The following is a 13,191-nucleotide window of genomic DNA, read 5'->3' as shown; positions in this document are numbered from 1 at the left end:
ATGTGTCCTTCACAGAACTCGACACGGTACTGACGCTCAGACGACGATGTGGAGCGGCGCTCTCAGACGGAGACCCAGCAGTACAGGTGGCCACCCGTCGGCTTGGCCTGCTTGGCGAGCGCGGCGAGTCCGTCCACGACCGGCAGCAGCTCCTCGGGCCCGGCCTCGCCGGAGAGGTCTTCGGCGCCGGACCAGAACTCCGCGAGCTCGCGCCGGCGCGCTTCGTCGGTCGCCGCGAGAGCGTCACGGAAGTCGTCCGTCAGCGTGACGACGGTGACCTCGCCTTCGCCGGCCTCGGCGACCAGCTTCATCGACCGGGGCTTGTCGGCGGCCGCTTCCTCGGTGCTGCCGGTCAGGAACGCCTCGGCTCGTGGCACCTGCATGAAGGGGTCGATGCGCTTGAAGGCGGCCGTCGGGAACAACGAGGCCGGGCCCTCGGGGGATTCGAGGGACCTTGCGGCGTCTTCGTCCGAATTCGCCGTGAAGTAGTCGTAGCGCATGCCGGAACTCAACCACAGGATGAGGTGGCGGCAAAAGCCTTGGGCAGCCGCGTTATTTGGCGTCGGCGTAGGTGTCCACCGGCAGTGCCTGCATGGGGAAGTGCACGGGGCACGCGTCGCCGAACAGCAGCCGCGCGGATTCGGCGACCGTGGCCTCGATGAGGGACGAGACGGAGTCCGCGAGTTCGGCCGGTGTGTGGACGATGACCTCGTCGTGCTGGAAGAACACGAGGTGCGCGGGAGCCGGGAGGCGGTTGCGCAGGGTCGCCAGCAGTACGGCGGTCAGGTCGGCGGCCGAGGCCTGCACGACGAAGTTGCGCGTGAACCGGCCCCAGCCGCGGGAAGCACGGCGGGCGCGGGTCTCCGCGGCTTCGTCTTCGGCCAGGCCGCCGGTCAGCGCGCGCCACGCGGCGGACGGCGCGGGCGAGGTGCGGCCCAGCCGTGAGCGCACGCGCTCACCGCGTTCGCCCGCGGCGGCGGCTTGCTCCACGTAGGACACGGCGTCGGGGAACCGCTGGCGCAAGAGGGCCAGCAGCGGGCCCGCTTCGCCGGACGTGCCGCCGTACATCGCCGACAGCATGGCGATCTTGGCGCGGGACCGGTCGTCCGCGGCTCCCGACCGAGGGGGCACGTAACGCGCGCCGGAGAACAACGCCTCGCCCAAGCGGGCGTAGAGGTCCGTCGCTCGTGAAACCTCGGCCAGCCGGCGGTCGCCGGACAGGGCGGTCAGCACGCGTGGCTCCAGTTGCGCGGCGTCGGCCACCACGAGTTTCCAGCCGGGGTCCGCGCGCACGCACGTGCGCAGCACCTTGGGAATCTGCAGCGCCCCGCCGCCGCGGGTGGCCCAGCGGCCGGACACCACGCCGCCGACCACGTAGTGGGGGCGGAACCGGCCGTCGGTGACCCATTCGTCGAGCCAGGCCCAGCCGTTGGCCGAGTGCAGCCGCGAGAGTTCCTTGTACTCGAGCAGCGGTGGGACGGCCGGGTGGTCGATGTCGCGCAGCAGGTACTTCCGCGCCGCCGGCACCTCGATGCCCTCGCGCGCCAGCGCGCGGATCACGCTGGCCGACGAATCGGGGTTCACCGAGCGCCCGCCGAACGCCCCGGAGATCTGCGCGGCCAGCGCGACCAGCGCCTTCGGCCGTTGCCCCGCCGGCACGCGGGGCCCGAGCCGCTCCTCCAGCAGCGCGCGGTGCAGGTCGGCCCGCCACGGCAGCCCGGCCGCGGACATCTCCGCCGCCGCGAGCGCACTCGCGGATTCCGCCGCCAGCAGCAGCCGCATCCGGCCCGGCACCGCCGTCGCGCCCGCGCGCTTCTCCTGTTCGGCCAGCACGCGCCGCGCCGCGTCGGCCACGGTCACGCCGTCGGGCAATCCGGGTCCGCGCGGGGAGAACAGCGTGGGCTGCGCGACCTCGCCGAACGCAGGCCCGTCGTCGGGCGGCTCCTCGCCCCGGGCTCGCGCCCACGCCGCGCGCAGGCTCCGCGACTCGCCCTCACGCCCCTCGTACGCGAGCAGCAGGCCCTCCGCCAGCCCCAGGTCGTGGCAGCGGCCCAGCCGTACGCCGGCTTCGATGAGCTTCGGGTACAGCGCGTCGACCGACGGCAGCACCCAGCGCGGCGCCTCGGTCTCTTCAAGCCGTCGCACCCCGGCGATCCACTCGGCCGCCGACAGCCCGCGTGCCGTGCCCGTGGGCGTCGAAATCGTGTAGCCGGAGTCCTCCTCCTGACCGGTGATCACCTGCACCTCGCCATTGTGCTCGGGAGGACCGACAATTCCGGTCACCGAACCCGGCCGCCGTGGTCTGGTGCACACGCGGCAAGCTTGGTCTACTGTCGAGTAGCCACCCATACCGGCGGTACGGCGGGTGGCTCTCTCCCGCAGCAGCAACGGAGGTGCCCGGATGAGGAACCCGGCCGGGGTGTTGGGTCTCGCCAACCAGGTCACGGACAAGGTCACGGAAACCGTGCGCAGCATCGACGTGATGCGCCGCGCCGGGCTCGTGCCGTTCCCGAGGCTGGACGAGGGCGTGCGGTCGGTGCTCGCCATCCGGAAGTACGGCCCGTTCGCCGGCGCCAACCACATCGCCGCGCGCCGCGACTCGTCGGCCGTCGGGATCGTCGACGACCTCGGCCCGCTCACGTTCAAGCAGCTCGACGACCGCTCCAACGCGCTGGCCCGCGCCTGGTCCGAACGCGGCCTGCGCCCGGGCACCGTGATCGCCGCGCTGTGCCGCGACCACCGCGGCCTGGTCCTCACCATGGCCGCGGCCGGCAAGCTCGGCGCGCGCCTGCTGCTGATGAACACCGGGTTCGCGAAGCCGCAGCTCGCCGACGTCGCCCAGCGCGAAGGCGTCACCGCGCTCGTGTACGACCAGGAGTTCACCGACCTGCTCGACGCGATCCCCGGCGACGTCGACCGCTACCTCGCGTGGGTCGACGAACCGGGTGGGCACACCGTGCCGGTGCTCGACGAGATCATCGCCAGCACCGACGACCGGCCGCTGCCCGCGCCTGCCAAGCCGGGCGGGTTCGTGCTCCTCACCAGCGGCACCACCGGGACGCCGAAGGGCGCGCCACGGCCGCACACGTCGCCGCTCGCGTCCGCGCAGTTCCTGGACCGGATTCCGCTGCGCGCGGGCGAAGCGACGTACATGGGCGCGCCGCTGTTCCACGGCACGGGGTTGTCGCAGTTCATCCTGAGCTTCGCGCTGGGCTGCAAGGTCGTGATGCGGCGGAAGTTCGACCCGGAGCTGACGCTCAAGGGCGTCGCGGAGCACCGGTGCACCGCGCTCGTGCTGGTGCCGACGATGCTGCAGCGCATCGTCGACCTGCCGGCTTCGGTGCGGGCCAAGTACGACACGTCGTGCCTGCGGATCATCTTCGTCGCGGGGTCGGCGCTGTCGCCGGACCTGGGCAACCGGGCCAACGAGCAGTTCGGCGACGTCGTGCACAACCTCTACGGCTCCACGGAAGTCGCCGTCGCCACCGTCGCCACGCCCGAGGACTGGCGGCAGGCGCCCGGCACGGTCGGGCGCGCGCCGGTGGGCTGCCGCGTCGCGCTGTACGACGACCACGGCAAGCAGATCACCGAACCGCACGTGACGGGCCGTGTGTTCGTCGGCAGCGGCCTCAGCTTCGGCGGCTACACCGACGGCCGCCACAAGGAGATCATCGACGGCCTGCTCTCCAGCGGCGACGTCGGCCACTTCGACGACGACGGCCTCCTGTTCATCGACGGCCGCGACGACGAGATGATCGTCTCCGGCGGCGAAAACGTCTTCCCCGTCGAGGTCGAAAACCTCCTCGTCGAACGCGACGACGTGATCGAAGCCGCCGTCATCGGCGTGGACGACGACCAGTTCGGCCAGCGCCTCAAGGCGTTCGTCGTGCGCAGCGAAAACTCCACCCTGGACGCCGACGGGGTCCGCGCGTACGTCAAGGCGAACCTGGCCCGCTACAAGGTCCCGCGCGACGTCGAGTTCCTCACCGAACTCCCGCGCAACGCGACGGGGAAGGTGTTGCGCACCAAGCTGAGCTGACCTACTCCCACCCGATGCCGAAGATGCCCGGCCCGAAGTCCAGGGCCACCGCGTGCACGCCGCCCGCCGAGTCGAGGCGGAGGCGGCGGCGGGAGGGGGTCGTGTCGCCGCCGCGGGAGTACTGCCAGCAGCGCGACGGCACGGCTTCGGGGGCGAAGTGGATCTCCAGCAGGTATTCGCGCACGGGGCGGCGGAATTCGCGGTAGTGGGTGGCGCGGCACTCCGGGTACGGCGGGCCGGCGTTCGTCAGCGAGTACTCGATGAGGTGTGTCTCGCCGCGGTCGATCGGGCGGTCGAAGAGCAGTTCGGCGACGAGGATGCCGTGGGTGTCGTCCGTTTCGGCGCGGCCGACGCGGCAGTTGCGCACGGCGTGGACCTGCGGCACGGACGCGGCGTCGTCCTGGGCGTAGACGAGCAGCCAGCGGTCCTGGCCGTCGGCGCCGGCCTGGAAGACGGCGCGGGAGGTGACGCGGCGCTGGCCGCCGTCGGCGGCGATTTCGCAGCGGTCGTGCAGGCCGACGAGCTTGAGCTGGTGCTGCTGGTCCAGCGCGTCCGGTGCGCCGACGCGGTCGAGCAGCGGCTGCAGCGTCTCGCGCGTGAAGGTCAGCGGCTCCTCGCCTTGGCGATCGCGCCGCGCCGCGCCGCGGGGCCGCGGGGGCGGCAGCAGGCCCAGCAGCGAACCCGCGGGCACGCCGAGGATCTCCTCCAGCACCCGCACCGCCGAGAGCGAGCCGGGCCGTTCCGGCTGGCGTTTGCCCGACTGCCAGTAGCTCAGCGCCGTGACGCTCACGGACGCGCCGCGCGCCCGCAGCCGCGCCTGGATGCGGTCGAGCGACAGCCCGCTGCCGGTGATGGCCGCGCGCAGTGCGCTCGCGAAGGCCGTCCGGGCGCCGTCGGGCCCGGCGCCGTCCGCAGTTCCACCCGCCATGCCCGTCGACCGCCCTCGCCGGTGGTGAAGCCCCACAGAAACACCCAGTGTCGAATTCGACACGGTGACCGTAGCAGCAGCCGACCAGGCACTCCGCGTCACCACTGGGGCGAACGGGCTAGTACTGGCAACTGTGAACCATTGCCCTGACCTGCGGGGTCACGTTTTCATGGCCTCCGTAGCCCGCGACGGCGATCCCGCCGCGGCCCAGTGCTCCGGCCCCGGCTCGCGGTCCGCGCCCCGCGTACGGCCGGCGGCCGCTCCCGGAACCGGTGGCCCGGCGACGCCCCCTTCGCCGGGCCACCGGTCAGGCCCGCCACGAATCCGCGCCCGCTGTTACCAATCGGTAGGATCCGGCCATGGTCCTGCGGAAGAACATCCTGATCACGGGCGCCAGCTCGGGGCTCGGCGAGGGCATGGCCCGCCAGTTCGCGGCCCGCGGCCGCAACCTCGCCCTCTGCGCGCGCCGCACCGACCGCCTCGACGAGCTCGCCCGCGAGCTCAAGGCCGCGTTCCCCGGGATCACGGTCGCGACGCGTCAGCTCGACGTGAACGACCACGACCGCGTGTTCACCGTCTTCGAGGAGTTCCGCGCCGAGCTCGGCTCGCTCGACCGCGTGATCGTCAACGCGGGCCTCGGCAAGGGCCAGCCGGTCGGCAAGGGCCGCTTCGACGCGAACCGCCAGACGCTGGAGACCAACTTCGTCGCCGCGGCCGCGCAGGTCGAGGCCGCCGTCGGGATCTTCCGCGAGCAGCGCGCGGGCCACCTCGCCGTGGTCTCGTCGTTCAGCGCGCTCCGCGGCCTGCCGCGCAACCTCACCGCGTACGCCGCTTCGAAAGCCGGCATTTCGGCGTTCGTGGCGGGCACGCGCGTCGAGTTGCGCCGCACGGACATCGTCGTCACGGAGATCCGGCCCGGCTACATCGAGTCCGAAATGTCCGCGCGCAGCGGGAGCACGCCGTTGCTCACCGGCGCCGAGGCGGGCGCCCGGGCGATGGCGAAGGCGATCGAAGCCGAGCTGAAGCTCGCGTATGTTCCTTCGTGGCCGTGGGTGCCGCTGAGCGTGGTGATGAAGGTGCTCCCGGCCGGTCTGCTGGCGAAGTTCTCCTGACCCGAAGGAGCCACGAACGCATGGGCGCGATCTACCTCGTCCGCCACGGCCAGGCGTCGTTCGGCGCGGCCGACTACGACGCGCTGTCCGAGCGCGGGTTCGAACAGTCCACTGTGGTCGGTCGCGAGCTCGCGCGCCGCGGGGTCGAGTTCGCCCAGGTGCGCTCCGGCACGCTCGCCCGCCAGCGCGACACGGCGGCGACGGCGCTGAAGGCCCTGGGTGCCGACGTGCCCGTGGTGGAGGACCCGCGCTGGAACGAGTACGACCACGTCGACATCTCGCGCCACCACGCCGGCGGTGCGCCGCAGGAGGATTCGCGCGAGTACCAGGGCCTGCTCGACGCCGCGCTGTCGGCGTGGGTCGGTGCGGGCGCCGACGGGCCGTGCGCCGAGACGTGGCCGGCGTTCCTCGCCCGCTGCACGGCCGCGCTCGGCGAGCTCGTCGGGTCGCTGGGCAAGGGGGAGCACGCGCTCGTGTTCACCTCCGGCGGCGTGATCGGCGCTGTCGCGGGTGCGCTCATGGGCGCGCCCGAGACCGGCCTGCTGAAGCTCAACCGCGTCACCGTGAACACCGGGATCACGAAGCTGACCTCGGGCCGCGGCGGCGTGAACCTGTTGACGTTCAACGAGCACCCGCACTTCGAAGCCGAGGCGGCGCGGCTGCTCACCTACCGGTAGGAGGTCGTGATGAACTTCGGTGCCGTCACGGTGGTCCCGGTCAACGGCCACGGTCCGGAGGACGTGGTGGTCGACGCCGAAGGGCGGGTCTACACCGGGGTCGACGACGGGCGCATCCTGCGCGTGAGCCCGGACGGCCGCCGGCTCGACGTGCTCGGCGACACCGGCGGGCGCCCGCTCGGCCTCGAGCTGTACGGCGACGACGAACTGCTGATCTGCGACGCCCGCGCCGGCCTGCTCACGATGCCGCTGGCCGGGGGAGCGGTGACGACGCTGGCCACGTCGGCGGCCGGGCTCGACTTCGTGTTCTGCAACAACGCCGCCGTCGCCGCCGACGGCACGATCTACTTCACCGATTCGTCGCGCCGCTTCGGCATCGACCGCTGGCGCGACGACCTCATCGAGCAGACGGCCGGCGGCCGGCTCCTGCGCCGCACCCCGGACGGGCAGCTCGACCTGATCGCCGATGGCCTGCAGTTCGCCAACGGCGTCGCCCTGCCGCCCGACGAGTCGTTCGTGGCCGTCGCCGAAACCGGCGAGTTCCGCGTCTCGCGCTTCTGGCTGCACGGCTCCCGCCAAGGCCACCGCGACGTCCTCGCCGACGACCTGCCCGGCTTCCCCGACAACATCGCGACCGGCAGCGACGGGTTGATCTGGGTCACGCAGGCCTCCCCGCGGGTCCCGGCCCTCGACGCCGTCCGCAAGCTGCCCGCGCCCTTGCGCGCCGCCGTCCGCTCGCTGCCCACCGCGCTCCAGCCCGCCCCGAAACGCCAGGTCGGCGTGCTCGCGATCGCCGCCGACGGCACCGTCGAACACGAACTCCGGGGCGAGCTCCCCGACTTCCACATGCTCGTCGGCGTCCGGGAACACCGCGGCCGCCTGTGGTTCGGCAGCCTGGAGGAGAACGCCATCGCCTACACCGACGTGCCCCGCGTGTGATCAGATGTCCTGGCGCGGGTCCCGCCGCGTCCCCCGGACTCCTGGAGGCACTCCCTTGCCGGACTTGGCCCAGCACCTGCGCACCGCCGTCCAGGGCGGCCCGACCGTCGCCCCCACCGAGATCCGCGACCTGGCCGAGGCCTACTCCATCGCCAGCGCCACCCGCGCCCTCGCCCTGTCCGACGGCGAAACCCTGGCCGGCTACAAGGTCGGCCTGACTTCCCCGTCTTCCCGCGCGGTGTACCAAGCGACCGAACCCGCCGCCGGTTACGTCCTCACCTCCACCGTCCTCAAGGACGGCGAACCCCTTCAGACAGCCGGTTTGGCCGCCCCGCGCGCCGAAGTCGAAATCGCCTTCCTCCTCGCCGAACCCCTCAGGGGCCCCGGCATCACCCCCACCGACGTCCTGAACGCGACCGCCTCCATCGCCCCCGCCTTCGAACTCGTGGCATCCCGCTGGACCGGCGGCCCCAAGACCCTGGAAATGCTCGTCGCCGACAACACCAACGCCTCCCACGCCCTTCTCGGCGAGCCGCGCCCAGTGCCAGCCGACCTGTCGACCACCACCTGCACCCTCACCATCGGCACCCAGACGGTGGACGGCACCGCCTCCGCCGTCATGAACGGCAACCCCGCCGCCTCCGTCGCCTGGCTCGCCAACCACCTCGCCACAACCGGCGACCACCTGGCCGCCGGCCAGCTGATCCTCACCGGCACCCTCTGCCCCCCAACCCCCTTCACGGCAGGCGACACCCTCAAAGCAGAAATCCCGGGCCTGGGCTCCCTAACCCTCGCCACGGAATAACCCGGAAGCCCCAAACCCCGGCACAAACCCCACCGCGAACTAAAAAACCGCCACCCAACAACACAAACAACCAGGCACCCAGCCCCCGCCCAGCACCTCGATCCCCGCCTTCTCCGCGGTCTGGACCACGTGTCAAGGTACTCTTTCCCGCCTTGACACGTGGTCCAGACCGCGGTGACACTAAAAAATCGGGGTGCCCTCTACACCACCCCCTGCGCAACGTCGCGCGCCAGTGCGACGAGCCGCTACACCCTCACTCAACCCTCACCGCCCAGTCCACCGAGGACTCCTCCCAGCACTCCAAGCCGCATAAAACTCCTTGTGATCCTTCGCCGTCATCAACAACGCCTGAGTAATCGCCTCAAGCTCGATCGACGACCCCAGATCCGAATCCAACTCCCGCGTCAACAACACCTTCGTGGTGGAGTACGCCAGCGCCGGCCCATCAGCCAGCCGCCGCGCCAACCCCCTCACCGTCTCGCTCAGCGCATCATCAGCGACAACCTGCGTAGCCAGCCCGATCGCCTCAGCCCGCTCCGCCCCCACCTTGTCCCCGAGCATCAACAACTCGGTCGCCCGCCCCAACCCCACCAACCGGGGCAACAGGTACGCCGACCCCATGTCCGCCCCGGCCAGCCCCACCTTGGTGAACAGGAACGCGAACTTCGCCGACTCCGCCAGCACCCGGAAATCCGACGCCAGCGCGATCACCGACCCGGCCCCAGCAGCAACCCCGTTGACCGCCGCGATCACCGGAATCGGCGTCTCCCGCAACGCCTTCACCACCGCACCGGTCATCCGCGTGAACTCCAGCAGCTCCGCGGTCTCCATCTTCTGGAGCTCACCGATGATCTCTTCGACGTCGCCGCCCGAACAGAACCCGCGGCCCTGCCCGGTGATCACCAGCACCTTCACGTCCCCGCGATGCGGCAGCTCCAGCACGAGATCCCGCAGATCCGCGTAGACGTCGAACGTCAGCGCGTTCAACTTGTCGGGCCGGGTGAACGTCAGGGTCGCCACGCCGTCGTCGACGGAGAACTCGAAGTGCTCCCACTCCTTCGTCAGCGGGGGCGTCGCGCGGAACGGGCTCATTTCTGAATTCCTCCACCATCGAGTACGAGAGTCTGGCCGTTGATCGCAGCCGCTTCCTCGGCCGCGAAGAAGCCCACTGCATAAGCGACTTCCGCCGGTTCCAGCAGCCGCCCGAGCGGCGACGCGGCAGCCAGCGCGGCTTCGGCGTCGGCTTCGTCGCGGCCGGTGCGTTCCCGGATCCGGGCCACCGATTCGGCGGTCATGTCCGTGCGCACGAACGCCGGGCACACCGCGTTCGCCGTGACCCCGGTCCCGGTGAGCTCGGCCGCCACCGCGCGCATCAGTCCCACCGCCGCGTGCTTGGACGCCGTGTACCCCGTCGTGTAGCGGTAGCCGACGTGCCCGGCGGTCGACGCGACCGTGACGATCCGCCCGCGGTCGCGAGACCGCATCCCCGGCAGCACCTCGCGCGTGCACAGGAACGCCCCGGTCGCGTTGACCTCGAACTGGGTGCGCCAGTCGTCGAGCGTGGTCTTCGCGGTGGGCGCGCTGGAGGAGACGCCGGCGTTGTTGACCAGCACGTCCACCGGGCCCAGGCCGGCGAAGTACGAGCGCACGGCCTGTTCGTCGGTCACGTCGCATTCGCGTCTGCCGGGCGCGTGGACCTCGTCGCCGGCTTTCGTGAAGTGCTCGGCTATCGCGGCGCCGATGCCGCGTGTGCCGCCGGTGACCACCACCAGCCGTTTCATGCCGCCTCCTCGCCGCGGGGAAACCCGCTCGCTCGAAAGCTACACCGCAGCGGGCTGAGGTGTATAGAGTTGCTCCCGTGCCCGAACCCACGACCGCCGGCCCGCAGGAGCTGGTGATGACGCTGCTCGGCAGCTACGTGCAGCCGCGCGAGAGCCGCCGTGTGTGGTCGGGTGGGCTCGTGACACTGCTCACCGAGCTGGGGTTCTCCGACGGCGCCGCGCGCATCGCGCTCACCCGGCTGGTGCGCCGCGACCTGCTGGCCCGCCACCGCGAAGGCCGGCTCGTGCACTACTCGCTCACGAAGCGCACCGTCGCCGTGCTCGCCGACGGCGACCGGCGCATCTTCAGCCTCGGCCGGCGCGATGGGCCCGCCGGCACCTGGACGGTGCTGTGGCAGAGCATTCCCGAAACCCGGCGGCAGGCGCGTGAGACGCTCGTGCGGCGGCTGCGGTTCCTCGGGTTCGGCCCGGTGCAGGACGGCACCTGGATCGCCCCGCACGACCGGGAGGCGGAAGTGCTGGCGCTGCTCGACGAACTGGGGGTGACCGAACACGCCGGCCTGATGCTCGGCACCCCGTCGGCGGCGCTCGACGTGCGGCGGTTCGCCGGGCGCGCGTGGGACCTCGACGAGCTGGCCGCGCGCTACGACGCGTTCGTCTCGGAATTCGGCTGCAGCGCAAGCGATCTGTCCGACGCGCAGGCCTTCGCCGTGCGCACGCGCCTGGTGCACGAGTTCCGCGTGTTCCCGACGCTCGACCCCGAGCTGCCCGGCGAGCTGATCCCCGCGCCCGGCCGGCGCGCGGCGGCCGTCGAGCTCTTCCACGACCTGTACGCCGCGCTCGCGCCCGCCGCGCAACGGCATTTCGACCGCGCCGTCCGGACCACTGATTTCGACGAGGTGAGGAAACCGTGAACCAGACCCATGACCGGCAGGCCGCGCTGAGCTACACGTCGTACCTCGCGCTCGACGACGTGCTCGAGGCGCAGCACCCGCGTTCGGACGAGCACGACGAACTGCTCTTCATCGTGATCCACCAGGTCTACGAACTGTGGTTCAAGCAGATCCTGCACGAAGCCGAATTCCTGCAGCGCAACCTCGAAGCCGGCAACACCGCGTACGCGATCCGCACGCTGCGCCGGATCCTCACCGTGCTGAAGGTCGTCGTCGCGCAGATCGACGTGCTGGAGACGATGACGCCCAGCCAGTTCACGAGCTTCCGCGCGCGGCTGGACGCGTCGAGCGGGTTCCAGTCGGCGCAGTTCCGCGAGCTGGAGGCCGTGCTGGGGCGGCGCGACGAGCGCGTGTTCGCGCACTACCCCGAGGACGGCGAGCAGCGCGCCCGCATCGCCGCCGCGATGCGGCGGCCGTCGCTGTTCGACTCGTTCCTCACCTACCTGACGACCCACGGCTACGACGTCGCCCGGGACCGGGACGTCACGCGGCCGCTGGCGCCGTCGCCGGAACTGCAGGCGGTGCTGCTGAAGGTCTACCAGGACGACGAGGGCCCGTCGGTGGTCGCGGAGTGTCTCGTCGACCTGGACGAGGGGATGCAGGAGTGGCGCTACCGGCACGTGAAGATGGTCGAGCGGACCATCGGCGACAAGACCGGGACGGGCGGCTCGTCCGGCGCGACGTACCTGCGGACAACCCTCTTCCACCCGATGTTCCCGGACCTGTGGGCAGTGCGGAGCAAGCTGTGACGACACTCGAATCCCTGCGCGCGGACGAAAACGCGCTCGCGCCGCACTACTCGCGTTTCGGCGTGGCCGACCGGCTGCTGCTCTCGGCGCACTCCCATCAGGCGTGGCCGGACGTCGCGGAAGAAGGGCTGCTGGAAGCGTTCGCCGACGCGGCTCGCGACGTCGACGAGAAGTGGGCGCGCGCGTTCGCCAAAGCCGACGAGCTGCGCGCCAGGTTCCGCGCGCTGCTGGCGGATCCGCACGGCGATTACGCGCTGGGCGCCAACACCCACGAGCTGGTGATCCGGTTCCTGTCGGCGATCGGGCTGCGCTCGCGCCCGCGGCTCGTGACCACCGGCGGCGAGTTCCACACCCTGCGCCGCCAGCTCGCGCGCCTCGAGGAAGAGGGCGTCGAGGTCGTACGGGTTCCGGTGGATCCGGTGCCGACGCTCGCCGAGCGCGTCGCGGCGGAGGTCGACTCGAACACCGCCGCCGTGCTCGTGTCGGCGGTGCTGTTCGAGACGGCGCGGATCGTGCCCGGGCTCGCACACCTCGCCGAGGCCTGTCGCGGCCGCTCGGTCGAGCTGCTGGTGGACGCCTACCACGCGCTGGGTGTCGTGCCGTTCCCGCTGCACGAGCTGGGGCTCACCAACGCGTGGGTGGTCGGCGGCGGCTACAAGTACCTCCAGCTCGGCGAGGGCAACTGCTTCCTGCGGCTGCCCGCCCACGCGCAGGAGCTGCGGCCGGTGGTCACCGGCTGGTACGCGGAGTTCGGCGCGCTGGCCGACCGGCAGCGCCCCGACCGCGTCGCCTACGCCGCGGGCGGCGACCGGTTCGCCGGCGCGACCTACGACCCGTCCAGCCACTACCGCGGCGTGCGCGTGCAGCGGTTCTTCGCCGAACACGGGTTGACGCCGGAGTTCCTGCGTTCCGTGTCTTTGCACCAGGTGGGGCTGCTCGCGCAGTGCTTCGACGACCTCGGCCTGCCCGCCGACGTGGTCAGCCTGGACCGGGAGACGCCGCCGGAGCTGATCGGCGGGTTCCTGTCGCTGCGCAGCCCGGCGGCCGGTGACCTGCAGCGGGCGCTGGCCGAGCACGGTGTGCGAACCGACAGCCGGGGCTCCTCCCTGCGGTTCGGCCCGGCGCCGTACCTGTCGGACACCCAGCTCGAGATCGCGATGACGACGCTTTCGAAGGTCGTTTCGGGCTGACCGGCGACCTGCGGTGGT

At 71.7% G+C, this 13,191-nt stretch carries 13 protein-coding genes; 8 read left to right on the top strand and 5 right to left on the bottom strand.

Annotated features, from left to right (window positions below):
• Positions 1-62: 62 nt before the first annotated feature.
• Positions 63-500: a hypothetical protein gene (locus tag ACIA77_RS42050; protein ID WP_395891740.1), complete on the bottom strand. Its 438-nt coding sequence runs from the start codon at positions 498-500 to the stop codon at positions 63-65.
• A 52-nt stretch (positions 501-552) separates the two neighbouring features.
• Positions 553-2,244, bottom strand: a complete 1,692-nt coding sequence (locus ACIA77_RS42045) for a bifunctional 3'-5' exonuclease/DNA polymerase (RefSeq protein ID WP_395891739.1) — start codon at positions 2,242-2,244, stop codon at positions 553-555.
• Positions 2,245-2,401: 157 nt separating this feature from the next.
• Here ACIA77_RS42045 and ACIA77_RS42040 point away from each other — a divergent pair, with 157 nt between their 5' ends.
• The gene (locus ACIA77_RS42040) at positions 2,402-4,039 is read left to right on the top strand and encodes an acyl-CoA synthetase (protein WP_395891738.1); all 1,638 of its coding nucleotides are present in this window, start codon (positions 2,402-2,404) and stop codon (positions 4,037-4,039) included.
• Position 4,040: 1 nt separating this feature from the next.
• Here ACIA77_RS42040 and ACIA77_RS42035 read toward each other — a convergent pair whose 3' ends face one another.
• Positions 4,041-4,967, bottom strand: a complete 927-nt coding sequence (locus ACIA77_RS42035; protein WP_395891737.1) for a hypothetical protein — start codon at positions 4,965-4,967, stop codon at positions 4,041-4,043.
• Positions 4,968-5,326: 359 nt separating this feature from the next.
• On the opposite strand from ACIA77_RS42035, the gene ACIA77_RS42030 reads away from it, so the two are divergent.
• From ACIA77_RS42030 to ACIA77_RS42015, 4 genes are all read left to right on the top strand, one after another.
• Positions 5,327-6,079, top strand: coding sequence for an SDR family oxidoreductase (locus ACIA77_RS42030; protein WP_395891736.1), 753 nt, complete (start codon positions 5,327-5,329; stop codon positions 6,077-6,079).
• Between the two features lie 20 nt (positions 6,080-6,099).
• Entirely contained in the window at positions 6,100-6,756 is a 657-nt protein-coding gene (locus ACIA77_RS42025; RefSeq protein WP_395891735.1) for a histidine phosphatase family protein, read from the top strand.
• 9 nt (positions 6,757-6,765) lie between these two features.
• Positions 6,766-7,695, top strand: a complete 930-nt coding sequence (locus ACIA77_RS42020; RefSeq protein ID WP_395891734.1) for an SMP-30/gluconolactonase/LRE family protein — start codon at positions 6,766-6,768, stop codon at positions 7,693-7,695.
• A 64-nt stretch (positions 7,696-7,759) separates the two neighbouring features.
• Positions 7,760-8,500, top strand: coding sequence for a 2-keto-4-pentenoate hydratase (locus tag ACIA77_RS42015; protein ID WP_395891733.1), 741 nt, complete (start codon positions 7,760-7,762; stop codon positions 8,498-8,500).
• Positions 8,501-8,764: 264 nt separating this feature from the next.
• Here ACIA77_RS42015 and ACIA77_RS42010 read toward each other — a convergent pair whose 3' ends face one another.
• Positions 8,765-9,592 (bottom strand): enoyl-CoA hydratase family protein, encoded by an 828-nt coding sequence (locus ACIA77_RS42010; RefSeq protein ID WP_395891732.1) that lies wholly within the window; start codon positions 9,590-9,592, stop codon positions 8,765-8,767.
• A complete protein-coding gene (locus ACIA77_RS42005; RefSeq protein ID WP_395891731.1) occupies positions 9,589-10,281 on the bottom strand; it encodes an SDR family NAD(P)-dependent oxidoreductase in 693 nt (230 codons plus the stop codon). Before ACIA77_RS42005 ends, ACIA77_RS42010 begins: the two co-directional genes overlap by 4 nt.
• Positions 10,282-10,397: 116 nt before the next feature.
• Here ACIA77_RS42005 and ACIA77_RS42000 point away from each other — a divergent pair, with 116 nt between their 5' ends.
• Genes ACIA77_RS42000 through ACIA77_RS41990 form a run of 3 tightly spaced genes read left to right on the top strand, consistent with a single transcriptional unit; the run spans position 10,398 to position 13,173 of the window.
• Positions 10,398-11,195: a PaaX family transcriptional regulator C-terminal domain-containing protein gene (locus ACIA77_RS42000; RefSeq protein WP_395891766.1), complete on the top strand. Its 798-nt coding sequence runs from the start codon at positions 10,398-10,400 to the stop codon at positions 11,193-11,195.
• On the top strand, positions 11,192-11,983 hold the full coding sequence (locus tag ACIA77_RS41995) for a tryptophan 2,3-dioxygenase (RefSeq protein ID WP_395891730.1): 792 nt from the start codon (positions 11,192-11,194) through the stop codon (positions 11,981-11,983). The genes ACIA77_RS42000 and ACIA77_RS41995 overlap by 4 nt, the downstream gene beginning before the upstream one ends.
• Entirely contained in the window at positions 11,980-13,173 is a 1,194-nt protein-coding gene (locus tag ACIA77_RS41990) for a kynureninase (RefSeq protein WP_395891729.1), read from the top strand. Before ACIA77_RS41995 ends, ACIA77_RS41990 begins: the two co-directional genes overlap by 4 nt.
• Positions 13,174-13,191: the final 18 nt, after the last annotated feature.

Source organism: Amycolatopsis sp. NPDC051903 (genome assembly GCF_044452505.1).
In the GTDB taxonomy this organism is placed as follows: domain Bacteria; phylum Actinomycetota; class Actinomycetes; order Mycobacteriales; family Pseudonocardiaceae; genus Amycolatopsis.
The sequence above is the reverse complement of the archived record's forward strand: the minus strand, read 5'-3'. Positions and strand labels throughout refer to the sequence as shown.